The organism is Shewanella hanedai (genome assembly GCF_007197645.1).
Taxonomy (GTDB): Bacteria; Pseudomonadota; Gammaproteobacteria; order Enterobacterales; family Shewanellaceae; genus Shewanella; species Shewanella hanedai.
The window spans coordinates 1-24210 of the sequence record NZ_VKGK01000044.1 but is presented as its reverse complement, the minus strand read 5'-3'; the positions used below and the strand labels follow the sequence as shown (position 1 = coordinate 24210).

The following is a 24210-nucleotide window of genomic DNA, read 5'->3' as shown; positions in this document are numbered from 1 at the left end:
TTATTGAGCAGTATTAACGATGAAAATTTACGTTCCAGCGTTTTCTTTTCTTTCAGCAGCTTCACATGCTGCCGCTGTAAATATCACGTCAGTTGAACTGTTCAGGCCTGTTTCGGCTGAATCTTGAATCACACCAATAATAAAACCAACAGCAACCACTTGCATAGCAACATCATTTGAAATACCAAATAGGCTACAAGCTAGTGGGATCAAAAGCAATGAGCCGCCAGCAACACCTGAAGCACCACATGCAGACACACCCGCAACCACACTTAATAAAATCGCTGTCAAAATATCGACTTCAATACCCATGGTGTTAGCTGCTGCTAACGTTAAGATAGTAATAGTGATCGCCGCGCCACCCATGTTGATTGTAGCCCCTAGCGGAATCGACACAGAATAAGTATCTTCATGCAGTTTCAGCTTTTCACACAATGCCATGTTGACTGGGATATTTGCAGCACTTGAACGAGTAAAGAACGCTGTTACACCACTTTCACGAATACAAGTGAACACTAATGGGTATGGATTGCGACGTATTTTAAAGAACACGATAGCTGGGTTAATAATTAATGCCATAATTGCCATTGCGCCTAACAGTACTAACAATAAGTGCATGTAACCTGCAATGGCAGCAAAACCGGTAGTTGCAAATGTTGCAGCCACTAGACCAAAAATACCTATTGGTGCTAACCGAATGATAAAACGCACCATTTGAGAGATACCATGACTCACATCTGCAAACACTTGCTTAGTTGAATCGGTTGCATGATGTAAGGCTAAACCAAGACCAACACCCCAAGCCAAAATACCAATATAATTACCTGTCATTACCGCATTAACTGGGTTATCAACAAGCTGGAATAGCAAGGTATGAATAACCTCACCAATACCCTCTGGTGGTGATGCCTGCGCAGCATCCAGTGACAATGCCAGCGTAGTAGGAAATGCAAAACTCATCAATACAGCTGTCACTGCTGCCGAGAACGTGCCAAACAGATAAAGAATAACAATTGGGCGCATATTCGTTTTAGCGTTTTTCTTTTGATTCGCAATCGATGCTGCAACTAAGATAAAAACTAAAATCGGTGCAATAGCTTTTAATGCACCAACAAATAACTCTCCTAAAAACGCGACATTTTTCGCTGTACCTTCAGAAAAAGTGGCAACAATAACACCCGCGATAATCCCAAATAGGATCTGCAGCACTAAGCTGCCATTAGCCAGTCTGGCCAATAAAGATTGATTTTGCTTCATGAAGTAGCCTGTCACTCTTATAGTTATGATGATTAACAATCACACCCTATAAACGGGGAAGTGACGCTAACTGAATAGGTTAATTTTCTTTAATCAGAAGTTGTAACTAAACTGGCTTCATATGTCTAGTCATAGATCACAAATAGGCGACAATATTACCTATCAATAGCATTAAAGTATCAAGGTGCTAACTTTTACCTTGGTATAGGATTTCGGCGAGTTTTGTGATCTTGCGGCGGGAATTTAAATCTCAGTAGATAAGGTCAGGATATTCGCCCTACAATACCATTGCTACCACACGTATTCTTGCGTAGAACAACTGCATGTGACATTGCAAAAACACGATTCCACATACGATGAATATCAGCTGGATTCAGCGAGGTTGATACAATCAGCTCCGCGCAGCATGGCACTGATCAGTTCATGCGCATCGAACTTCTCTAACGCTTCATTAGCCCCGACTTGCTGAGCTTGACCTACGCTTATCTCACTTGATAGTGATGTATGCAGTATGATGTACGCTTTTGCCAAGGCTGGGGTATTTTTCACCTCAAACGCCAGCTCATAACCGTCTAAACCTGGCATCTCAATATCGCTAACCAACATGTCTATTGGCTCGTGATTTTCAGCAGCCGCTTTCATTATCGCGAGTGCATCATGCCCGTCTGACGTAACTTGGTAGGGGATATTGATTCTATCAAGTGCATCAGATAGTTGCTTACGCGCCACTTTAGAATCATCGACTAAGAGTATTCTTAGAGGTTTAAGCTTTTCTCGCTGCACATCGGTTAAAATTGGGCGGCTGGTCTCAGGACTTGCAGGAAACACTTTTGAAAGGAGTAACTCAACATCAAGAAGTTGCACTAAACCATCTTCAAAACGTGTCACCCCGGTCAAATAAGCATTAGGACCTAAGTTATTTGGCGGAGATTCTATGTCTCTCCAATTACACTCAATAATTTTATCAATACTGCGAACCAAAAAACCTATCACCATACGCTGACAATCGGTGACCACTATGTAGCTTTTAGCTAACTCTTCTTTTAACAGCCCTTTGTAGCCAACTGCGGCTGCCATATCGATAACAGGAATCGTGTTGCCCCTAATCGTGGCTGCACCCAAAATGGTTGGATGAGAATGAGGAATTGCATTGAGCGGAGTGTAAGGTACAAGTTCACGCACCTTTAGCGTCCCCACAGCAAACAGTTGTCTGTGAGACAATCTAAAAAGTAACAACCCTTGTGACTGGGTAGCCTTACTCTTCATTAGGGTACCAATTTCTGATGACTATAATAATATGAAGTATAACCATAAATCATGAAAAAATATCTCGATTTCAAAAAGAATGCTCAACCTAGATTAAGATTTTGATTATATATAGGATTAAGCGAAAAAAATGACTCAAACCCAGTGGATTTAGATGACCAAAACAGATGGAAAATAGCAGAGTAAAACGAAGGGGGGATTAACTATATTAAACGAATATTCTGTGTTTTAAACCGAGCAATCTAGCTCAAAGGTAGTTGGAATATTTAGGACCTTAATCAAATAAAGCCCTAAAATAAGCAAATCTGCTCAGTTTCAATGTAAAACAAGTTTAATCTTGTAGTGCGTACAACACGTCAAAGGCAAATTGATCCCAACCTTCAGCACTGAATGCAATATCTCTCACTGCACGAACTTGACTCACAGCATGCAACGGCGCTGCGCCATTCTCCATCAAATAGTAAGCCATCAATAGAGCGGTTCTATCCTTACCTGAGCGGCAATGGATTAAAACAGGTAACCCTTTCGCTTCACAATCACGAATAAAGGCCAACGCCTTTGGCAACTGCTCTACACAAAGCCCTAAATCTTCTTCTTTAGGTGGGATATTACTCGAAAATGGAATACATGCATAAACCAACTGAGCTGCTTCAATCTCAGCTAAATCGCAATCTTCACCACCATTAACTGAGAGTAAGGCGCCTATACCTGAACGTTTAATTTCATTCAGATCCCACACTTCCTTGTTTGGTCCACTGCGTCCAGCAATCTTGTCTTCGACTAACCAAAATAGATGCTGCATTATTACTACCTATTTACACATTAATTAACAATAATTGAAATTTAGCAGCGTGATATCAGTAAATGATGATCACGCAATAGCTCTACCCTAATGCCTATTCAGGACTTTTTACCCCATAAGTCAGCATTAGCTTGAGGTAATTTTTTACGCTTTTTCTTTCCCATGCCTTCAGGCGCTGCCACCGCTTTAATCTCTCTTGATGGGCAATCTAAAGGAGCTTCGTCATCAGCTTCAAAATCGGCAATCTGTTCCCATTCCAAACTGAGCTTGTTCTTTTTCTCAATCAACTTAAAGTGTTGATATTCATGATGTGAGATTAAAGATAACGCTAAACCAGCTTCACCAGCTCGTCCACTACGTCCGATGCGGTGCATATAATCAACAGGACTTCTCGGCAATTCATAATTGATAACAACGGGAAGTTTTTCGATATCAATACCACGCGCAGCGATATCAGTGGCGATAAGTACACTTATCTCACCATTTTTAAATCCCTCGAGAACACGTGTTCTGCTCCCTTGAGATTTATCACTGTGAAAGACTTGTGCTGTAATACCCAATTTGCCCAGTTTTTGCTCTAGACGATTACAGGTGTTTTTAGCACTTGCGAATACGAGTACTTGACGCCAATTATTCTCTTTAATCAAATGGCCTAACAATGCTGTTTTACGGCTTTTATTTACCGTATAAACCTGTTGGCGTAACGTACTTTCCTCTTCGCTCTGCAGTTGAATCTCTACAGGCGATGATAACAGTGCATCAGTAAGCTCTTTGACTTCTTCAGGAAAGGTGGCAGAGAAAAGTAGCGTTTGTTTACGCTTTGGCAGTAAAGCTAAGATCTCCCCTAACTCATCGGTAAAGCCAAGGCTTAACATGCGATCAGCTTCATCGAGCACTAAGTGAGTGACTTGCGATAACTTAATAGCGTTACTTGATAACAGATCCAATAAACGTCCAGGCGTTGCGACAAGTACGTCAGCACCACCACGCAGTGCTAGCATTTGTGTGTTTGCAGAAACACCACCAAATACAGCCTCGATTTTTACTCTTGGTGTTAAACACTGAGCATAACTTTTAAAACTTGTCGCCACCTGTTGTGCAAGTTCTCGAGTTGGCACTATCACTAATGCGCGAACAAAGTTACCTTTCGCAGCAGCCTTTGTCTGGGTATGTAGATGCTGCAAGATGGGTAAAGCAAAGGCAGCAGTCTTACCTGATCCCGTATTCGCTCCAGCGAGAAGGTCACTTCCTTTCAGTACCAGAGGGATACTTTGAGACTGGATCTGAGTGGGCGCTGAATACTCAAGTTCGGTGACCCGCTTAAGTAGCTCGGGGATTAAGCCCAATTCGTCAAAGCGTGCGCTGTTTGTTGTTTCACAAGAGAGTGCGTGGGTCATAGATTTACAGGTGAGGCCATTAAAAAAATATGAGGCGTATTCTACGCTAGTTGTATCCCGCTGGCGAGGTTTTGCTGATCACGCCAAGTCGACGTAAGTCTGCAAAATCCCCCTATCAGACATAACGCCCGTAATTGTGATCCCCGCTTACGCTTACCCCCTTCTATTTTGGTCTTCCAAGGTAAGTAACTGCTGCTTCATGCCGAGACCATAAGCATAACCAGTCAGCTTGCCATTTTTTCCAATCACACGGTGACAAGGCACAATAATCGCGATGGGATTGGCACCATTAGCCGCGCCTACCGCTCTCACCGCTTTAGGGCGTGCTATCTGTTGTGCAATATCACCGTAACTACAGGTATTGCCATAACCTAGCTCAATCAAGGCTTGCCACACTTGAGTTTGAAACTCTGTTCCTTTCGGCGCCAGTGGCACGGTAAATGAGTGACGCTCACCGTCAAAATATTCCGCTAATTCACGCTCAAGCTGCTGCAAATGTGACTGAGCAGATTCAACAATCTCCCCTTTCACACATTCAATTAGTTCAGCGTCCTCTTTAGCTACGCCAAGGTGACTGATACCAAATTGATTTGCCTTGATATGCAGTACTCCAACGGGGCTTTGAACCAATCTGTCAGCTACCGGAATGAGTAACGTCTTATCGGTCACGTCCGTAAAAGATGAAAGTGGCGCTTGAGTTTGAATGATATCTGTCATGCTAAATTCCATAATTGAAAGGTTAAGTAACTGCCCCAAGGAGCAATATTGCTCTCTAATTGCTCGGTAACAGCCTTGTAATTAATCGCAGTGGGCATGTTGTCAGTTGAATTTTTAGCTGATTTTTTAACTAAGTGCTCAGTAGTACCATGTAACTCCTCATAACGCTTAAGCACCTTCTTTTTGACAATCAAATCTGAACACAGCAAAATATTTGGATCGCTTAAGCCCCTCATTTTTGCGTATGCCACCGTCCATGGGCCTATGCCCTTTATGTTAATCCAGTCATCAACCGACGCGTGTGGGTGTTCACTCACAAATTGCCCGAATGCATTAAGTGCCGCCTTTCTCGCGCCAGGCATTTTGAGTTCATCTAAACTTGCGTTCGCTATTGCATCAGGAGTCGGGAAAAGACGTATTACTCTGCCAGAGAGAGTCAACTCTTCACCATTAGCGTTTACCATCAGATTTAACAGCTTAGTTGCCTGAACAACACTGACTTGTTGACCTAAAATAGCCCTGCATCCTGCTTCGAATGCGCTCCAAGTACCCGGTAATCTTAATCCATCTAATATCGCATTATTGATAATGTCGATTGACGATAAACTTGTTTGAATTTGAGCCATGTCAGCATCAAGATCCAATACACGCTTTATCTGTGTCACCACCTCTTTCAGCACAGGCAAAGCTTGAGTATCGGCTAAATGAATAGTCACATTAAACCTGTGATGAGCTTCGTCATGCTCAGCTTCAAAAAAACCTTTTACATTACCAATTTGAAAGCTGCGACTATAACCCTCAGCTTTATTGTCCCACTCCATCCCCTCGACCATTCTTAGTCGATAGAAATCTAACTGCTTCTGCCAATTTAAGGGCGGCCGATAAGCCAGTTGCATTGATAGACAAACCTCACCCTGCTCATGCTTATCTTGACTCATGTTTGTCCCTCTTTTCTTGCGTAAAGCAGACGGTGTTAAAGCTAAAGTCTGCTGAAAGACTTCATTAAAGCGTCGGATACTACTGAATCCCGCGGCCAGTCCAACGTGAGTTATCGACAGATCGGTTTGATGTAGCAATTGCTTAGCAAACATCAATTGGCGAAATTGGGCGTATTTATTAGGCGAGGTACCGACTTTCTCTAAAAACAATTTTCTCAAATAGCGACTCGTGATCCCAAGCTTTTCCGCTAATGATTCCAAAGAGCCTCCATTGTCGCCAAACAAGTATCCTGCATCGATAAGTGATAAGGCGCGATCAACAGTTGTTTGCGTTCCTTTCCACGCCGAGGAGCCTGGCGCACTGTCGGGTCGACAACGTAAACAGGGTCTGAGCCCTGCATTTGCAGCACTGATAGCAGAAAAAAAGTAACGCACATTCTCCTCTTTTGCTGGAGCTGCTGGGCAGATTGAGCGGCAGAAAATCCCCGTGCTCAACACTCCAGTAAAGAACACCCCATCAAAACGTGGATCTCTGGCTAATCTTGCTCTACGACAGGACTCGTGTGATAGAGGTCTACTAGAATTGGTGCACATTAATGAACCTTACATATGGAATAGCGAACGAATTACGATCACTTTACGCATATTTTTGCTATTGAACTAGCGGAAAACGGAACTGAATTTAAAATAAATAATCCCCCCAAAACAGACATGTTTACGATATGCTACAACTCATCCTTCTCTCGTAGAAATAACGACATAAATTGAGTACCTAGATGTTCAAACGTTTTGAATCATGGATTGATGCTTTGCCCCCACAGGAGCCAGAGCAACCCCCTACCGGCATATACGCCTTCTGCCGTTTTTACACCAAAGGATTTGAGCTGCCACTGATCTTAATGTCGATCATTACTGCCATATTAGCGGTACTGGAAGTGTCATTATTTGGCTTTATGGGACAGCTTGTCGATCTATTAATTGCCCATGATCCTGCTAGCTTATTCGAAAAAGAGGGATTAAAACTTCTCGGCATGACAGTACTGGTATTAGTCGTTATCCCAGCACTGGTATTACTGCATGCACTGATTGTCTATCAAGGCTTATTGGGGAACTACCCCATGTCGATCCGTTGGTTGGCCCATAGATACTTACTAAAACAGAGTGTTTCTTTTTATCAGAACGATTTTGCGGGTCGAATTGCCACGAAAGTAATGCAAACCTCCATCGCTGTGCGTGAAGCCGTCACCAAGATACTCGATGTGCTCGTCTACATTTTAGTGTATTTCATCACGATGTTAGTCATGATTGCCAATGCTGATATTCGTCTTATGGCACCAATGATCATCTGGTTGTGTGCATACGTTGGCATTCAATTTCTTTTTATCCCTAAGCTCAAAGCCGCATCGATGGCACAAGCCGATGCTCGCTCGACAATGACCGGAAGAGTGGTCGACAGTTATACCAATATCACCACGGTCAAACTGTTCTCTCATACAAAAAATGAAGCAGAATATGCACGCGGTAGCATGGAAAGCTTTCTGCACACCGTATATCGTCAGATGCGACTCGTCACTGGGATTAACGTCAGCGTACAGATAATCAATTATTTACTCGTTTTTGCCATCGCCGCTATCTCAATATATCTATGGAGTCACCACGCGATAACGATTGGCGCAATCACCATCGCTGTCAGCCTTTCACTCAGGTTAAATGGCATGTCTCAATGGATAATGTGGGAGATAAGCTCATTATTTGAGAACATAGGGACTGTTGCTGATGGTATTACGACATTATCTAAACCCACAGAGATCCAAGATATTGATAACGCCAAAGCCCTTGAGGTCTCTCATGGTGCGATCGATTTTAATCATGTCAGCTTTCACTATGGTGAAAATAGCGGCGTGATCGAGCAACTTGACCTCAAAATAAAACCTGGCGAAAAGGTTGGCTTAGTGGGTCGTTCTGGAGCAGGCAAATCAACCTTGGTTAATTTGTTGATGCGTTTCTATGATGTTGAAAAAGGCACCATTGAAATCGATGGCCAAGATATTAAACATGTTCAGCAGGATTCATTACGCGCCAATATTGGCATGGTAACTCAAGATACTTCTCTGCTGCATCGCTCTATTCGTGAAAATATTCTTTACGGTAAGCCAGATGCCAGCGAAGAGGAACTTCAAAGTGCAATTAAGCATTCTCAGTCATATGATTTTATTCAATCACTGACCGATCCTGAAGGTAATCAAGGCTTAGATGCCCAAGTGGGTGAACGTGGGGTCAAACTCTCTGGTGGACAACGCCAACGAATCGCCATCGCACGAGTACTTTTAAAGAATGCCCCCATCCTATTACTCGATGAAGCAACATCGGCACTGGACTCTGAAGTTGAAGCTGCTATTCAACAAAGCTTGTATCAGTTAATGGAAGGCAAAACAGTCATCGCGATAGCACATCGACTATCGACCATCGCCGCGATGGATAGATTGATCGTGTTAGATCAAGGTAATGTAGTAGAACAAGGTACCCACGCAGAGTTAATTGCTTCTGGTGGTATCTACGCTCAACTTTGGGCTCATCAAACCGGTGGCTTCTTGGGAGTAGATTAATTATCGCCCCAATCTTCTCTGCCCACGACTGCTATTTATCTTAACCTTTGCCAGCCGGTTACAGTTTTTTCACTGAGAAAAAGTGGAATACTGTAACCGGCAGTAGATCAAGGCATCACTGAGTCATTTCTACACATTAAACATCCAGTTTTCGCGACACAATGGCACTTTTCTCATGTTCAAAAATGACTTAACCATGGTTCAATCCAATACCAACTGAAGTCTTATCCACCAATGATTGCCAGTAATATCCCAGCAGCCACCGCAGAACCGAGCACGCCAGCAACGTTTGGCCCCATTGCATGCATTAACAAGAAGTTATGTGGATTAGCCTCTAATCCAACTTTATTAGCAACGCGCGCCGCCATAGGTACTGCCGATACACCGGCGGCACCGATCAATGGATTGATTGGGGAACTAGAAAAACGCCCCATCAACTTAGCCATCATCACGCCCGATGCCGTACCGATACTGAAAGCTATGGCTCCGAGAGCAAGGATCCCCAAAGTTTCAAGATTAAGAAATTTTTCAGCCGATAGCTTTGAGCCAACAGCCAGCCCGAGAAAAATGGTCACTATGTTTATCAATTCATTTTGTGCTGTGTTGCTGAGGCGATCGACGACACCTGACTCTCGCATTATATTCCCAAGACAGAACATCCCGACCAATGGCGTCGCAGCAGGTAAAAACATCACTGTTAGGGCAAGGACCATTAAGGGAAAGATTATTTTTTCTATCTTCGACACATGCCGCATCTGTTCCATCACAATTGAACGTTCTTCATGAGTCGTCAACGCTTTCATAATAGGTGGTTGGATTAAGGGCACCAATGCCATATAAGAATAGGCAGCAACGGCAATTGCACCTAATAAATCTGGCGCCAGTCGCGAGGCCAGAAAAATGGCAGTAGGACCATCGGCGCCGCCAATAATGGCGATAGCTGCTGCATCACTCAAGCTGAATTCAAATCCCGGTACCATATTTAACGCTATCGCACCGAACAGGGTCGAAAAAATACCAAACTGGGCTGCTGCGCCTAAGAGCAACACTTTGGGGTTGGCGATTAACGCCCCAAAATCAGTCAACGCACCAACGCCCATGAAAATAATCAACGGAAATACACCGGTTTCAATTCCGATATGATAGATATACCAGAGAAGTCCGCCTTCTTCAGTAAACCCAGCCATTGGGATATTAGCCAAGATAGCGCCAAAACCAATAGGCAATAATAGTAATGGTTCGTAACGCTTACTTATTGCTAGGTACAATAATAACCCGCCAATAAACATCATGATAAGTTGACCAACCTGAAAATTATATAATCCAGTGTCGTGCCATAGTGTAAGTAACCCTTCCATTACAACCTCTACCCTATTGTCATCAATATATCGCCAACGGTAACGCTGTCACCCTCTTTGATTTGAATCTGACTCACAACACCACTGTTAAGAGCACAAACTTCAGCTTCCATTTTCATTGCTTCGATAATGATGATGACATCATTCGCAGCGACATGTTGCCCAGGCTGAACCAACACTTTGAAGACATTACCCGCCAGTGGCGCAACCAATGGTGACCCACCTGCTGAAGCAACGGGTACAGGGGCTGAGGGAGGTATCGCAGGTGTTGAATCAACAACTGGATCGATATTGCTAATAGCTCCACCAGATGCAACTTCGACTTGATAAACCACACCATTCACACGAACACTATAATTTTCTGAAACTCCCACAGCTTGGCTGACTGGAGTAGCAGTAACAGTAGCAATTTCGGTATCAACAGCGAGCTTATCAGCATCAGGATTGTTGCGATTTTCTAAGAATTTAAGTCCAATTTGCGGAAACAGTGCATAAGTGAGTACATCCTCTTCGATTTGATCTGATAACGAAATATTCTTATCTCTGGCAATGTGTTCTAGTTCGGTCTTTAACGTTTCAAATTCATCATCTATTAAATCCGCAGGACGACAGACAATTTCCTCTGTACCATCTAAAACAAGCGCGAGTAGCTCAGCATTCTTAGCACCAGCAGTCGAACCATATTCACCTTTTAATACCCCCACCGTTTCTTTGGTTATGGTCTTGTAACGTTCACCGGTTAATACATTCAGAACTGCCTGAGTACCAACAACCTGCCATGACGAACCAACTAACGGTGGAAAGCCTAAATCTTGACGTACCCTAGGGATCTCTTGTAAAACGTCACTCATCATGTGGCCAGCACTGAGTTCTTTAAGCTGATTATCAATATCAGTTAACATATATTCAGGTAATTTTGACATTAAAATCTGCACATCTGTTGCACAGAAGGAAGCTTCACATTGTTTATATTTCTGGCTCACTTCATCTAAATAAGTAACAACCTCATCCAGTAATGCTAGATCTAACCCTGTCTCATATTCAGTGCCCTGAGTCATTGTGATAAGCGTACCAGTGGCGGCGTCCCCATAGGCATGACTCATTGAAAAACAAGAAGTATTAAGGATGTCGATTCCAGCTTCTATCGCTTTTTGATAAATAGCCGTAGATAAGCTTGCCGTAGCCTGACAATGCATTGAAATGGGTAAGTTAACTGTTTTCTTAAGGCTTGAGACTAACTCATAAGCATCAAACGGATTTAACACCCCCCCCATATCTTTAATGACTATTGAGTGGCACCCCATCTCTTCTAACCCTTTAGCCATGTCGAGCCATATCTGAAGATTGTGAGCTGGACTACTGGTATAACAAATTGCTCCCTGAGCATGGCCACCAATCTTGACGACGGATTCAACAGCCACTTTTAAATTTCGAACATCATTCATCCCATCGAAAAGAGTAAATATATCAATACCGCTGCGGTGTGCATGCTCAACAAACTTAGTCACAACATCATCGGCATAGTGACGATAACCAAGTAATTTTTGGCCAGATAACACCATCTGTTGACGAGTATTAGGCATCGCTTTTTTAAGCTCACGAATTCGATGCCAAGGATCTTCTCCTAAATAGCGAATACATGAATCAAACGTGGCCTCACTCCATGTTTCTAATGACCAAAACCCAATTTGGTCCAACTTCTCAGCGATAGGTAACAAATCTTCTAAACTAAAATGAGCCGTTAATGGTGATTGGTCGATATCCCTTAAAACGACGTCGGTAAGAGCTAGACGCTTAGACATGATAATTCCTTAGTTATATTTATTGTGTGGCATACAACGAGATTTTCGATATTGATAAATAGCTGTAGTAATAGCCGCAATAACATCTGTATTGTTATTAGTTATTGCTTTAGGTTTATCTAAGACAACTTCATTATTGACAGAATAAAAATACGCGACAGACTTTACAGCTAAAATTAATACCCCAAGAAAAGTAAATACACAAAACATCCCCAGCAACATAATATTTAATGCAGTAATAATCGCCTGGTAAACATCCATAAAACACACCTTAAAATAAAAAGACAAACGACGGATAAATTTAAACCATGAGTAATTTAGATGAAAAACATCCACGACGTATTCACACCTTTTAAATTAGAACGTAATAAATTTAATGTATAACAAAAATGCAGCTGAATATTTAAAATAAACAACAATACTTCAATCGAAGAAAAACCTATTGAAGATACATCTCCTGCCCTGTTCATGTTGCAGGTCAATCAATTTAAAAGTGATGGTATCTCCAGATTTCTTTTGCGCTAACAAATTACAATCTAAAGCACTAACACAACCAATTTTTGGATAGCCACCAATAGTTTGCCTATCACGAAGTAACACTATTGGCTGTCCGTCTTGAGGGATTTGCACCGCCCCCATAGAGATACCTTCAGAAATAATCCCGTTACCATCATATGTGATAGCCTCTCCCTTTAGACGGTAACCCATCCGGTCAATTTGATTAGATATTTCATATGTAGAACTAAAGAAAATATTAGTTTGATGTTTAGAGAAGCCATTGAATTGATATGATGGTATGACCCCCAACTCAATTGTCCCTGAGTAGTCAGGAATAAAATGAGAAGAAACAGTACGAAAATATTGATTTGTGTAAGGGGTGTATTTTAGCTTATCACCAACCTCAAGTTTCACCCCATTTCGTTGAATACCACCGATCCCTTCCCTAACAACAGTTGCAGAACTGCCGAGATGAGGCTCTACATGGAATCCACCTTTTACGGCAAGATATGCTCGCAAGCCAGTGTTAGGTTGATTAAACGTAATAGTATCGCCTACAGAAATATTATAAGTTCTCCAGGGTTTTACCACCTTTTCATTTATATGAGTGCCTAAGTCTGCTCCTGTTATAGCAATCACTGTGGACTTAGTCGCAACTAGTACTAGTCCACCAAACGTAATCTCAATCTGAGTCGCATTGGCAACATTATCCAATAGTTTATTTGCCCATAAAAAAGCATGTTCATCCATTGGCCCACCTGAAGTAACACCAATGCGCTGATATCCGTAACGCCCATAATCTTGTAATAGAGACAACATACCGCATTTAATTATATCAAAGCTCATAAAACGCCTCCCATTTTCAGATATTCAATCCTATTAATGGGAACAAATTTGACGCGATTACCGACACTCAAAGGGGTAAGATTTTCACTGTTAAAGTCAATTAACTCTATCGGGGTTCTGGCTAAAATGTGCCAACCTCCTGGAGATTCAGTTGGATATATTGCCGTCTGAGATTCAGCAATAGCAATACTTCCTTTAGGCACTTTAGTTCGTGGAGTCCTTTTTCTTGGTAATGATATGCCTTTATCAACATTCCCCATATACGCGAAACCAGGAGCAAAACCAATTGCGTATACTTGGTATATAACCTGGCTATGGGACTCAATGACCTCCTTTATAGAAAATCCAGACTCTTCAGCAACATTGTTAAGATCTAAGCCGACTTCCACATCATAATAACTAGGGATTTCAATAACTAAATCACTATCTACACTTGCGATACTTTGCTGACAGTTCAAAATATTCTGTATATCAGTTCTGATGGAGAGTATGTTGACTCGGCTTATATCAAAACTTAAATGCAATGAACAATATGATGGAATATAATCAATCACAATCGAAGATAGCTGTTTCAAAATGATGTTACATGCCTGTGATACCAAAGCTCCATTCTCTGGCGTTATCTCATTTCCAAAATAGATAATAAGTGAAGATTCATTTATTATTTTAATATCCACAATCATAGTCCTACACGGTGTAATTTCTCTAACGCTAACAATGAACTTTCATTATCGCCATGCAAGCAAATAGTATCCATGTTCATATCAATAACTTCACCAGAAATACTGACTACTTGATGGTTTTCTTTCATATTTTTAATATTTAAAAATATTTCATCACTGTCATGTTTAACAGAATTTGGTATTTCTCTTCCTGCCAAATTATTGTGATCAACATAAGAACGATCTGCGAATGCTTCAAAAATCAACTTAACACCTAAGCTAGATGCGATATCAATATGTTTACCGTGTTCAGTCGATGCTTGTACCATTAATGACAGTTGGAAAGGTAAGCTGGAAAGAGTTTGCACAATACATTTCATCACCTCCTCATTTTTCATCATAGAATGATATAAAGCGCCATGAGGCTTTACATAACATACCTTGGTGCCTAAACTGCTGCACATTGCCTGCAGGGCTCCAATTTGATAAAGCAGAATACTTCTTAACTCTAATAAATCACAAGAATACGGTCGACGGCCAAATCCGATAAGATCTGGGTAACCCGGATGTGCACCAATCTCTACATTATTTTCAATAGCCAGTTTAACCGTATTTTCCATTATTTGAGGATCGCCGGCATGAAAACCACACGCGATATTGGCCTGATCAATCAGCGGCATAACTAGCTCATCTTGGCCTTTACACCAAGAACCAAAGCTTTCACCTAAGTCACAATTAATTTTCATTTGAATTCAACTCTCAGTTACTAATAAAAAACGAACTAATTAATACATTATTAATCAAACTTTAGATAACAATTAACTAGTTCAATACCATTGTAGCGAGAACCACCTTATAATATTTAATTGTAAATAAGTTCAGGAAGCCACATTACTATTTCAGGGATACATACTATTAATACAATCATAGCTAACATTGCTATGAAGAAAGGGATCACACCTAACATAACATCCGATATATCACCTCGTTCTCGAACGCCTTGAACAACATATAAATTCAATCCAATAGGTGGAGATATCAGAGCTGTTTCCAACAACACCATCAACAATATTCCAAACCATATTGGATCATATCCCATACCAATAACTATCGGTGCCATTATTGGCACGGTAGTTATCATCATTGACAATGTTTCCATAAAGCAACCAAGCACTAAATAAAAAACAATAATAGCCAAAATTGTTTGGGCTGGGCTCCACTCTAATTCAACTATAAATCTATTTATTTCATCAGTTAAACCAATCCCCGCCAATACAAAATTAAGAAAGTAAGCACAAATAATGATAAGTAGAACCATAGATGACGTTTTTACTGTTCCCTCAAGCGCTAGTTTTATCATTGATAAACTTAGCTTTCCTTGCTTAAAAGCTATCCCCAATGAACCCACAACACCTAATGCAGCCGCCTCTGTCGGTGTAGCAAAACCGCCATATATTGCACCTACCACGATAATGAATATAAATACTGGTGGTAACAACGATGGTAAACTTGATATTTTTTCTGACCATGAATAATGTAAAGACTGTCCTCCAAGTGATTTCTTACAACTACATAAAATAACGATTAATAAAGTAAACAACCCAGCTAATACGATCCCAGGTATGATGCCTGCCATGTATAGCTTAGGTACTGATGTATCTGTTAACACGCCATAAATAATCATATTGATAGACGGTGGTATCAATATCCCTAATGTGCCTCCTGCAGCTAAAGTCCCTAAAAACAGGGGTTCATTATATTTCTGTTTTTTGATTTGTGGTAAAGCAACAGTGCCTACCGTTGCGGCGGTAGCAACACTTGAACCCGATGTCGCGGCAAATAATGCACAGGCACCGATATTTGAATGTAGTAAGCCACCAGGTAACCAAGAGATCCATTTTACAAGACCATCATACATACGTTCTGCCGTTCCAGAGCGAAGCATTATTTCCCCTAAAAGAATAAACAAGGGTATAGATAGTAATAAAAAATCAGTACTTGATGACCAAGCTATTTCACCAACTGCCTTATATAAAGGTAATGATGAATACTTTGAATCCAATGAGAATGCCAATATACCAAGTGATGAGGCAATAGGTATACTTAGGGCCAACAACACCAACAAAATAACTAAAGTAAAAGCCAACATAACTACACCTTTCTAGGTTTATCAAAATCAAGATTTTCTGCCATAATTTCATCTTCAACAGTCCGCACACCACATAAGTCGTTAACTTTGACATGGTCTCCTGAAAAAATAGCGATAAGGCTTCGTATAAATAACAATAGAATTGTTGTTTCAAACAATACAAAACCCAATAACCATAGGAACTGTGGAATAATTAATGGTGTGCCTAATGGAGTGTTTGCTCTTGATGAAAATTCCCAGGTATCTAACGTGGTCAGCCCTGCATAGTAGACAAGTAGAATACCTATTAAGCCTAGAGATATGAGTGACATTACATTCACAAATGAGGCGTAACGGGGAGTCAACATTTGATAGACAGCATCAATGCGCACATTTACACGTCTAATAACGTTATAGGCTAAAGCCCAGGTAATGCTAATACCTAATGCATATCCAGACAGCTCATCCGCACCGCCAATCGAAACATTGAATAACTTACGAAGAACAACTTCAGAAAATATAAGGAAAACAGAAAAAAGTATCAACACACCTCCTCCAATCGCCATCCACTGAGATATAGTCTCTACTCTAGCAATCATAGAGTCTAATAAGCCAGTAATGGGATTAAGGTTGGTTTTATTATTATCAAGATTCATTTAATAACATCTCTTATAATTATATTATTTAAAAGTTAACGTAAATCAAGAGGGTTTAATTATATCCTCTAATATAACTTTCAGTTTCACTGTCATCGACAAGTACAGTTGGAAAATTTGTGCTTAACATACTTAATGTATCTCTCCTCTCTTTCTCTGTTTTTTTTGTTACATTCTCACGTTGTTCATTAAAACAAAGTAAATAATCACAATTATTTAATTCTTGTGTATTAACCATTTTACATCCTCAAAACCTAACTTATTATCACCTTAGCAAACGTTACTTGGTTTCTATTTCTTTCCCTACTGCTTTACCAATCGTTTCATTCCACTTATTTACACAAGGTTTACCACAACGTTCTGCCCATAATGGTAAAACATGATCACTTAAAATATTATCCAATAACTTACTTTCACGCTCGGTATACTCGACTAATATTAGATTTGCAGGTTCACCAGATTGACATTCACCATGACCAGTATTACAGGCGATTCCTTGTTCCGTTTCCAGTGCAGCACCTTTCCATATGCCACTTTCAAGGCCATTGATCTCTTGTTCAATATAATTTTTCGTCGCTTTCGGTAACTTGTTCCAAGCTTTATTACTCACAGCATGCATAACATTGGCCCAACCTAACGGTAAGGTATACAAATGGGTGGTTACCTCATGCCACTTTGCACTATAGCCAGACATTGAACCTGTAATAGCACAATCCACAACCCCCTTCTGTAAACTCTGTACCACTTCACCAAACGACATCGTTACACCTACTCCTCCCAATGCACCAACAAACTCAGCAAGTGTTCTATTTGATGTACGGATTTTCTTACCTTTTAAATCCGAAAGCCCTGTTATTGGTACATTACAAAACAGAACCTGAGCTGAATATGGCCATAGCCCCAATAGTTTAATATCGTATGTTTTATTGTATAACTCGCTAAGTTCATTTTTATATGCATCGGAAACTATCTTTGCAGTCTCTATATTGGGACTTAATCCAGCTAAATCTATCGCTTCATTTTTGGGATTGTCAGCAGCCAAATAACCTAGCACTGTAGAGCCAAAGTCTATAACGCCACTCTTCATCAACCTTACGACTTCACTCCCCTTTAATCCCATCTCATTAAAGCCTTTTACGTCAGCAATGACGGCACCATTACTATTCTCAGTAATCGTTTCACTCCAAAAAGGACGTTCAAATTGCTTATACTGAGACAGCATGCTCCAAGTTCCAACAACCGAAACCTTAACGTCATCAATTTGAACATTACTCGTCTCCGCGTTATCCTCCTTGTTATTGTCACTAGCAAATATAACGTTGGTATTGAGTAACAATACACTTGTAAAAAGAACCTTAGATAATACATTCATAATTTCACCTTTATTTTATTTTTATAGCAGAATTTATTATTAACGTAATTCAGAATATAGCTTGTCTGTAATTAACATTTTCCCTGGTGCATGAGTGATGAACATCGGAATTTTAGCATTATTAATAACGACTTGAGGTGTAACACCACAACCCCAGAATACTGGAATATGCTCTTCATTTATTTCAACAGCATCACCAAAAGATGGGTTACTTAGAGAGTGAATACCTATCATCTCTGGCTTTCCAATATGAATAGGCGCGCCATGAGCCAGAGGGAATTGACTTGTAATTTGAATCGCTTTTATCGCCTGAGCAGGTGTAAACGGTCTCATGGATACAACTACATTACCTTGAAACACTCCAACACTATTGGTTGGAACATTAGTTTCGTACATTGAAACATTACGATTAGACTCTAGGTTTGCGATAGATAACCCTGCTTGCTGTAACGCATACTCGAAACTAAAAGAGCATCCTAATGCAAAAACAACAAAGTCATCTTGCCACAAATCTGATATGTCTTTTTTTACTTCAGTTTTAACTCCATTAACAAAAACACAGTACTCAGGAATATCTGTACGAACATCTATATCTTTCCCTAAGCTTTTTAATAGAAACTGTCCAGCATCGAAAACGTCAATGAGTGGGCAGGCTATAGGGTTTTTTTGACAAAAAAGTAAGAAATCATGTACCCATATTTTAGGTAAGATGACGATATTTACTTGAACTAAACCTGGCACTAAGCCACTTGTACTATCATCCATCTCGCCAGAACGTATGCTCTTCCTAAGAGAGTCCACAGTGTGTAGCAATGACTCTTTAAAATTATTATTTACTGGTTTCTGCATTCTAATCCATCCATAAAGATATCTATCCCGATGGCTAATATTTATCTTACATCGAAGCCTGCATGTCTAATTGAAACTATTTAACAGCATTGATAAGCTTTGGTTATGAGTATGTTAAATTAATGATAACCAACATTATTCCCCCCTACGATAGGTACTAAATTCATTATTCACACTCTTACTTTAATATTTATGGATAACTAATATTAACGGTAAAGGTGAGAAGCCTAGGTTATAGAACCACAAAACCACATACCGATAGATAATATCTATCACTCACAGTAAATATTAACGATTGGACTTATTTTTTTAATTACCTGTACTGTAATTAGGCTTAACGTAAATAGCAATTAAATAAAACAACTGACAGGACTGTCAATATTGTCCATCAAAAAACATTATCACTTACTGTCATATTATTAAAATACATCAAATGAGAACTAAGTTTAACTTGTTGAATTAAAAACTCACTTCACAGGTAATAAAAATGAGCAATAAAAATATAATAATTACATTTATAGCGGGTACAGTATTAAGTATGGCATCTGCAGAAGCTGCATTACTTAAAACTGAAGTTAACGATTGGGATATAAATATTGGAGGGTATGTAAAAGTCGATTTAATTATCGATAGTAATCAAGATCAAGGAGACTTGGCTTTTACTGGTGGTTTGAAAACTGGAGATATTGAAGAACAAAGAAGTGTTCGTATTCATGCTAGAGAAAGTAGGCTTAACTTTACGGCAAAAAATGATGGAATTAAAGCTGTGATAGAAACAGACTTTTATGGTAACGGTGGAAACCAAGTCGTATCAAATTCTCATTCTCTACGCTTAAGGCTTGCCTATATAGAAAGTGACCATTGGATGGTTGGACAAAACTGGTCAACATTTATGGATTGGATTGCATATCCGAAATTTGTTGATTTTTCCAGTAGTCCAGGTGTGTCATTTATTAGGCAATCTCAAATTCGTTATACCAATAACAACTGGTCATTTTCGTTAGAGAACCCTGAACTGAAAACTTATATGGGTCATTCCAACGATATATTACCCGACATGGTTGTCAAATATAGGAAGCAAGGGGATCTGTTTAGTTATTATGTTGCTGGCCTTATAAGAGCAGCTGACATAACAAATAACTCTGGGGTAGAAGATTCTGTTGTTGCTGCTGCGGCTCACCTAGGTCTTGCCGTTAATCTAGGCGCTAAAGATAAAATTTCTATTAGCACAATTTTTGGTTCTCCTGGACGTTATAATCAAGAAAAATGGTACTCAGCAAATGCATACATTGATAGCAATGGAGATGCGCAAGCCGTCTCAAGCACGAGTGTCGCAGTAGCATTTAAGCATCAACTTGATGATGGTAGCTTCAATGCATCTATTGCACAGTTAAAAATCGACCGTCAAGATGGCTTGTCTGTTGACACCTTTGAAAAATCGATTGAATTTCATATTAATCGCTTTTGGAAAATGGATGATGGCATTGAATACTCTGTTGAACTGCAACACAATCGAAAAGTGGAGTTTAATGGTGATGATGCGAATAATACCCGTTTACAGTTAGGTGTTAAGTATGCTTTTTGATGCCTTTTAACTATCAAATATCACTATTCTTGCTATCGCTAAAACCTTTGGACATATGTGATTAAGAACAGTAAAAAATAATCAGAACAACGACAACTTCATCGTCATTGTTCTGATTATTTATCGATATGCTGACTAAATCAAAGATTGAGCACTATGAATCGACAATATCGCTTCAACACACCTTTTAGCATTGTTTCCCTGACGTTACATGGGGTAATTGCAGCTTAAAATGATAAGAAATAGATATATAAGACCAGAATAATGGGCTCAGATGATCCCTGAAATTATAACCTATCACCTTTATGGACTATGTCATCACAGAATCATATTCTGATGACTTTATTATCAAACAAGATCATGCCCAAATTTGCCATGATAGACACCCGACGAACTCAGTATTCTTACACCACATTAAATATACTCCAAGTAATACACATTAAAGCCCATGAGTCTCATTACTAGGCCCAAGCAGGTAATAGCACATGAGCTAAGCTAATAATAAATTAGCCTTAGAGAGCACTTTACAGCTCCCTCTAGCCACATAGCTATTATAAAGGAAGTGATGTAGGTTCACAGACACATAGCCATCTCTTATTTTGATTGAATGAGTCTAGAGATGACAACTGACGAGCCAAGTTAAAAAGAATCAAAAATGCACTAAACAGTCTGGTTCAGTACGAATATTTAACAGATAAGCGTGTCTCGCTTATTGATGAGAGCTAAGGTTTTGTTATGAATTTTAAACGTCTTGAAACATTTATGTGGGTTGCTGTTCTAGGAAATTTCCGACTAACAGCCGAAAAAATGAATACAACTCAACCCTCCATATCAGCACGGATTATCGCATTAGAAGAAGAGTTAGGGGTAAAACTGTTTGAACGTGATAACAGCCCAGTATCTTTAACATCGAAAGGACAAGAAATATTACCGTATGTAAAAAAAATAATGCATATGGCAGAGCAATTAAAAGAGGTGGCCGATGAAAACTCACCATTATGTGGATTATTACGACTAGGCGTATCTGAAACTATTGTTCACACATGGCTACCTACATTTTTGAATAAAATTCATAATACCTTCCCTAAGCTAGACGTAGAAATAACCGTTGATGTCACTACCAATTTACGAGAAGGACTGCTTTCACAATCATTGGATTTAGCTTTTTTAATGGGCCCAGTATCAGACAGTAAAATTGAAAATGTAGATTTATGTGAATTCTCGCTGATATGGGTAGCTAACCCAAAGTTAGGCATGGCAAAAATGACAACATCAATAGAGCAACTAAGCCAGTGGCCAGTCATTACTTATGCTAGAAACACACGTCCATATGAAGATATAAGCAATAAATTTCGTGAATTAAACATTCCACCACCTAGACTATTTTCATGCAGCTCATTATCTGCATGTTTGCGCATGGTAACTGATGGGATAGGCGTTAGTCCGTTACCCAAAAAAATGATTGATGCCGAATTGGCCAGCGGAAAACTAGAAATAGTCAATACGAACTGGGTGCCTAACAACTTACATTTCACAGCATCTTATCCTAAGTCCCCATACAATGGCTTGATAAAAAAAGCCATTGAGTTAGCGCTTGCTGTTGCCAAGTAATCGTATCTTTGCACTGTGATCAAATGGTAGAGGTCATACAGTACAGCCAGCTTTATCCCAAATCCCATTGCTCTTTAATTTTGTCAATTATTCATAACAACAGATTTGGATAAAATATTATAACAAACAGACACACATAGAAAACCAGTCGATCGTTAGCCGCCCTCTTCTATCCTATTTACGCAGAGAATAATAAACAGGAAGTGTAAAATTCAGACATAAAAAAACCACCTTTCGGTGGTTTTTTCCTTATTACTGCCTGCATCAATGATTATAGTAACAAGTATTGATATGGTGGAGCCTAGCGGGATCGAACCGCTGACCTCAACACTGCCAGTGTTGCGCTCTCCCAGCTGAGCTAAGGCCCCATTTCACGCACTGGAACTTGCATGAAACTTTGTAAAACATTGGTATCCCCAAGGGGATTCGAACCCCTGTTACCGCCGTGAAAGGGCGGTGTCCTAGGCCTCTAGACGATGGGGACCCGGACTGCATTAGACTCTGCAAAGAGTGAATATTCATTAAATCTATAGGCTAAGATTTAACGCTTAAACAACCAGACCGAAGTCTGATTATTATAAATAGTGGTATCCCCAAGGGGATTCGAACCCCTGTTACCGCCGTGAAAGGGCGGTGTCCTAGGCCTCTAGACGATGGGGACCCGGACTACATTAGACTCTGCAAAGAGTGAATATTCATTGAGTTTATAGGCTAAAACTCAACGCTTTATAAATAGTGGTATCCCCAAGGGGATTCGAACCCCTGTTACCGCCGTGAAAGGGCGGTGTCCTAGGCCTCTAGACGATGGGGACCCGGACTCATCTTTACTCTTAACCAGAGTGCTCAGTGAAGAGAGCTGTCTATAGTCCCAAACCCAAAGGATTCGAACTTCTGTTACCGCCGTACTCTCTATAAGAAAACACTGCGCGGTGTCCTAGTCTTGTTCCCGCTAGACGATGGGGACCCGGACATTTATTCTTTAGACTCTACAAATAAAGAGTTATCTATAAGTTCAATTCCGAAGGCTATGGATTCGAACCTCTGTTACCGCCGTACTCTCTATAAGAAAACACCGCGCGGTGTCCTAATCTTGTTCCCACTAGACGATGGGGACCCGGACATTCATTCTTTAGACTCTACAAATAAAGAGCTTATAGGTTGAAACTCAAAGGCATGAGCAACAACGTTACATGTGACTACTTCCCTTCAGGAAGTGAATCTTTTCACATTTAACCGAATCACATCAGTTAAAAAGAAATATTGGTATCCCCAAGGGGATTCGAACCCCTGTTACCGCCGTGAAAGGGCGGTGTCCTAGGCCTCTAGACGATGGGGACCCGGACTGCATTAGACTCTGCAAAGAGTGAATATTCATTGAGTTTATAGGCTAAAACTCAACGCTTTATAAATAGTGGTATCCCCAAGGGGATTCGAACCCCTGTTACCGCCGTGAAAGGGCGGTGTCCTAGGCCTCTAGACGATGGGGACCCGGACTCATCTTTACTCTTAACCAGAGTGCTCAGTGAAGAGAGCTGTCTATAGTCTCAAACCCAAAGGATTCGAACTCCTGTTACCGCCGTACTCTCTATAAGAAAACACTGCGCGGTGTCCTAGTCTTGTTCCCGCTAGACGATGGGGACCCGGACTCATCTTTACTCTTAACCAGAGTGCTCAGTGAAGAGAGCTGTCTATAGTCCCAAACCCAAAGGATTCGAACTCCTGTTACCGCCGTACTCTCTATAAGAAAACACTGCGCGGTGTCCTAGTCTTGTTCCCACTAGACGATGGGGACCCGGACATTCATTCTTTAGACTCTACAAATAAAGAGCTTATAGGTTGAAACTCAAAGGCATGAGCAAC

At 40.4% G+C, this 24210-nt stretch carries 20 protein-coding genes and 6 tRNA genes; 3 read left to right on the top strand and 23 right to left on the bottom strand.

What is annotated here, in order from left to right:
* Nucleotides 1–27: 27 nt before the first annotated feature.
* From sstT to FN961_RS23225, 6 genes are all read right to left on the bottom strand, one after another.
* The gene (gene sstT, locus FN961_RS23250; RefSeq protein WP_144042535.1) at nt 28–1257 is read right to left on the bottom strand and encodes a serine/threonine transporter SstT; all 1230 of its coding nucleotides are present in this window, start codon (nt 1255–1257) and stop codon (nt 28–30) included.
* A gap of 363 nt (nt 1258–1620) precedes the next feature.
* Entirely contained in the window at nt 1621–2523 is a 903-nt protein-coding gene (locus FN961_RS23245) for a chemotaxis protein CheV (RefSeq protein WP_144042534.1), read from the bottom strand.
* Between the two features lie 331 nt (nt 2524–2854).
* Nucleotides 2855–3325 carry a dual specificity protein phosphatase family protein gene (locus FN961_RS23240; RefSeq protein WP_144042533.1) on the bottom strand — a complete coding sequence of 157 codons (471 nt, stop codon included), beginning with the start codon at nt 3323–3325 and terminating at the stop codon, nt 2855–2857.
* A 98-nt stretch (nt 3326–3423) separates the two neighbouring features.
* Nucleotides 3424–4722, bottom strand: a complete 1299-nt coding sequence (locus tag FN961_RS23235) for a DEAD/DEAH box helicase (RefSeq protein ID WP_144042532.1) — start codon at nt 4720–4722, stop codon at nt 3424–3426.
* A 153-nt stretch (nt 4723–4875) separates the two neighbouring features.
* Nucleotides 4876–5439, bottom strand: a complete 564-nt coding sequence (locus FN961_RS23230; protein ID WP_229814792.1) for a methylated-DNA--[protein]-cysteine S-methyltransferase — start codon at nt 5437–5439, stop codon at nt 4876–4878.
* Entirely contained in the window at nt 5436–6971 is a 1536-nt protein-coding gene (locus FN961_RS23225; protein WP_144042530.1) for a DNA-3-methyladenine glycosylase 2 family protein, read from the bottom strand. The genes FN961_RS23230 and FN961_RS23225 overlap by 4 nt, the downstream gene beginning before the upstream one ends.
* Before the next feature lie 182 nt (nt 6972–7153).
* Between FN961_RS23225 and FN961_RS23220 the strand changes: the two genes are divergently transcribed.
* On the top strand, nt 7154–8983 hold the full coding sequence (locus FN961_RS23220; protein ID WP_144042529.1) for an ABC transporter ATP-binding protein: 1830 nt from the start codon (nt 7154–7156) through the stop codon (nt 8981–8983).
* Nucleotides 8984–9207: 224 nt separating this feature from the next.
* On the opposite strand, the gene FN961_RS23215 is transcribed toward FN961_RS23220, so the two are convergent.
* The 11 genes from FN961_RS23215 to FN961_RS23165 form a co-directional block, all read right to left on the bottom strand.
* Nucleotides 9208–10341 (bottom strand): sodium ion-translocating decarboxylase subunit beta, encoded by a 1134-nt coding sequence (locus FN961_RS23215; protein WP_144042528.1) that lies wholly within the window; start codon nt 10339–10341, stop codon nt 9208–9210.
* 8 nt (nt 10342–10349) lie between these two features.
* A complete protein-coding gene (locus FN961_RS23210; RefSeq protein ID WP_144042527.1) occupies nt 10350–12143 on the bottom strand; it encodes a pyruvate carboxylase subunit B in 1794 nt (597 codons plus the stop codon).
* Nucleotides 12144–12152: 9 nt separating this feature from the next.
* A complete protein-coding gene (locus FN961_RS23205) occupies nt 12153–12404 on the bottom strand; it encodes an OadG family transporter subunit (RefSeq protein ID WP_144042526.1) in 252 nt (83 codons plus the stop codon).
* A 162-nt stretch (nt 12405–12566) separates the two neighbouring features.
* Nucleotides 12567–13487 carry a 5-oxoprolinase subunit C family protein gene (locus tag FN961_RS23200; protein WP_144042525.1) on the bottom strand — a complete coding sequence of 307 codons (921 nt, stop codon included), beginning with the start codon at nt 13485–13487 and terminating at the stop codon, nt 12567–12569.
* Complete coding sequence (locus FN961_RS23195; RefSeq protein ID WP_221936142.1) at nt 13484–14164, bottom strand: 5-oxoprolinase subunit B family protein; 681 nt, start codon at nt 14162–14164, stop codon at nt 13484–13486. Before FN961_RS23195 ends, FN961_RS23200 begins: the two co-directional genes overlap by 4 nt.
* A 2-nt stretch (nt 14165–14166) precedes the next feature.
* Complete coding sequence (locus FN961_RS23190) at nt 14167–14895, bottom strand: 5-oxoprolinase subunit PxpA (RefSeq protein WP_144042524.1); 729 nt, start codon at nt 14893–14895, stop codon at nt 14167–14169.
* A gap of 116 nt (nt 14896–15011) precedes the next feature.
* A complete protein-coding gene (locus tag FN961_RS23185; protein ID WP_144042523.1) occupies nt 15012–16298 on the bottom strand; it encodes a TRAP transporter large permease in 1287 nt (428 codons plus the stop codon).
* A 2-nt stretch (nt 16299–16300) separates the two neighbouring features.
* The gene (locus FN961_RS23180; RefSeq protein ID WP_144042522.1) at nt 16301–16933 is read right to left on the bottom strand and encodes a TRAP transporter small permease subunit; all 633 of its coding nucleotides are present in this window, start codon (nt 16931–16933) and stop codon (nt 16301–16303) included.
* Between the two features lie 55 nt (nt 16934–16988).
* Nucleotides 16989–17171, bottom strand: a complete 183-nt coding sequence (locus tag FN961_RS23175) for a hypothetical protein (RefSeq protein WP_144042521.1) — start codon at nt 17169–17171, stop codon at nt 16989–16991.
* Between the two features lie 42 nt (nt 17172–17213).
* Nucleotides 17214–18305, bottom strand: coding sequence for a TRAP transporter substrate-binding protein (locus FN961_RS23170; RefSeq protein WP_144042520.1), 1092 nt, complete (start codon nt 18303–18305; stop codon nt 17214–17216).
* A gap of 39 nt (nt 18306–18344) precedes the next feature.
* On the bottom strand, nt 18345–19154 hold the full coding sequence (locus FN961_RS23165; RefSeq protein WP_144042519.1) for a putative hydro-lyase: 810 nt from the start codon (nt 19152–19154) through the stop codon (nt 18345–18347).
* Nucleotides 19155–19641: 487 nt separating this feature from the next.
* Between FN961_RS23165 and FN961_RS23160 the strand changes: the two genes are divergently transcribed.
* Together FN961_RS23160 and FN961_RS23155 are read left to right on the top strand one after the other, a co-directional pair.
* Nucleotides 19642–20739 carry a DcaP family trimeric outer membrane transporter gene (locus FN961_RS23160; protein WP_144042518.1) on the top strand — a complete coding sequence of 366 codons (1098 nt, stop codon included), beginning with the start codon at nt 19642–19644 and terminating at the stop codon, nt 20737–20739.
* A 735-nt stretch (nt 20740–21474) separates the two neighbouring features.
* Nucleotides 21475–22350 carry a LysR family transcriptional regulator gene (locus FN961_RS23155; RefSeq protein ID WP_144042517.1) on the top strand — a complete coding sequence of 292 codons (876 nt, stop codon included), beginning with the start codon at nt 21475–21477 and terminating at the stop codon, nt 22348–22350.
* 292 nt (nt 22351–22642) lie between these two features.
* Here the strand turns inward: FN961_RS23155 and FN961_RS23150 are convergent.
* From FN961_RS23150 to FN961_RS23125, 6 genes are all read right to left on the bottom strand, one after another.
* Nucleotides 22643–22718: transfer RNA gene (locus FN961_RS23150), tRNA-Ala, on the bottom strand.
* Nucleotides 22719–22758: 40 nt separating this feature from the next.
* A tRNA-Glu gene (locus tag FN961_RS23145) sits at nt 22759–22834 on the bottom strand.
* A gap of 101 nt (nt 22835–22935) precedes the next feature.
* Nucleotides 22936–23011 (bottom strand) — tRNA-Glu (locus FN961_RS23140).
* A gap of 75 nt (nt 23012–23086) precedes the next feature.
* Nucleotides 23087–23162 (bottom strand) — tRNA-Glu (locus tag FN961_RS23135).
* A gap of 449 nt (nt 23163–23611) precedes the next feature.
* A tRNA-Glu gene (locus tag FN961_RS23130) sits at nt 23612–23687 on the bottom strand.
* Nucleotides 23688–23762: 75 nt separating this feature from the next.
* Nucleotides 23763–23838 (bottom strand) — tRNA-Glu (locus tag FN961_RS23125).
* Between the last annotated feature and the right edge of the window lie 372 nt (nt 23839–24210).

Excerpts from the sequence above, each read along its gene's own strand:
- FN961_RS23245 (WP_144042534.1), bottom strand. The coding sequence starts at position 2,523 with ATGAAGAGTAAGGCTACCCAGTCACAAGGGTTGTTACTTTTTAGATTG.
- FN961_RS23175 (WP_144042521.1), bottom strand. The coding sequence starts at position 17,171 with ATGGTTAATACACAAGAATTAAATAATTGTGATTATTTACTTTGTTTT.
- FN961_RS23200 (WP_144042525.1), bottom strand. The coding sequence starts at position 13,487 with ATGAGCTTTGATATAATTAAATGCGGTATGTTGTCTCTATTACAAGAT.
- FN961_RS23185 (WP_144042523.1), bottom strand. The coding sequence starts at position 16,298 with ATGTTGGCTTTTACTTTAGTTATTTTGTTGGTGTTGTTGGCCCTAAGT.
- FN961_RS23230 (WP_229814792.1), bottom strand. The coding sequence starts at position 5,439 with ATGACAGATATCATTCAAACTCAAGCGCCACTTTCATCTTTTACGGAC.
- FN961_RS23160 (WP_144042518.1), top strand. The coding sequence starts at position 19,642 with ATGAGCAATAAAAATATAATAATTACATTTATAGCGGGTACAGTATTA.
- FN961_RS23155 (WP_144042517.1), top strand. The coding sequence starts at position 21,475 with ATGAATTTTAAACGTCTTGAAACATTTATGTGGGTTGCTGTTCTAGGA.
- FN961_RS23220 (WP_144042529.1), top strand. The coding sequence starts at position 7,154 with ATGTTCAAACGTTTTGAATCATGGATTGATGCTTTGCCCCCACAGGAG.
- FN961_RS23190 (WP_144042524.1), bottom strand. The coding sequence starts at position 14,895 with ATGAAAATTAATTGTGACTTAGGTGAAAGCTTTGGTTCTTGGTGTAAA.
- FN961_RS23205 (WP_144042526.1), bottom strand. The coding sequence starts at position 12,404 with ATGGATGTTTACCAGGCGATTATTACTGCATTAAATATTATGTTGCTG.
- FN961_RS23165 (WP_144042519.1), bottom strand. The coding sequence starts at position 19,154 with ATGCAGAAACCAGTAAATAATAATTTTAAAGAGTCATTGCTACACACT.
- FN961_RS23225 (WP_144042530.1), bottom strand. The coding sequence starts at position 6,971 with ATGTGCACCAATTCTAGTAGACCTCTATCACACGAGTCCTGTCGTAGA.
- FN961_RS23210 (WP_144042527.1), bottom strand. The coding sequence starts at position 12,143 with ATGTCTAAGCGTCTAGCTCTTACCGACGTCGTTTTAAGGGATATCGAC.
- FN961_RS23240 (WP_144042533.1), bottom strand. The coding sequence starts at position 3,325 with ATGCAGCATCTATTTTGGTTAGTCGAAGACAAGATTGCTGGACGCAGT.
- FN961_RS23235 (WP_144042532.1), bottom strand. The coding sequence starts at position 4,722 with ATGACCCACGCACTCTCTTGTGAAACAACAAACAGCGCACGCTTTGAC.
- FN961_RS23215 (WP_144042528.1), bottom strand. The coding sequence starts at position 10,341 with ATGGAAGGGTTACTTACACTATGGCACGACACTGGATTATATAATTTT.
- FN961_RS23180 (WP_144042522.1), bottom strand. The coding sequence starts at position 16,933 with ATGAATCTTGATAATAATAAAACCAACCTTAATCCCATTACTGGCTTA.
- FN961_RS23170 (WP_144042520.1), bottom strand. The coding sequence starts at position 18,305 with ATGAATGTATTATCTAAGGTTCTTTTTACAAGTGTATTGTTACTCAAT.
- sstT (WP_144042535.1), bottom strand. The coding sequence starts at position 1,257 with ATGAAGCAAAATCAATCTTTATTGGCCAGACTGGCTAATGGCAGCTTA.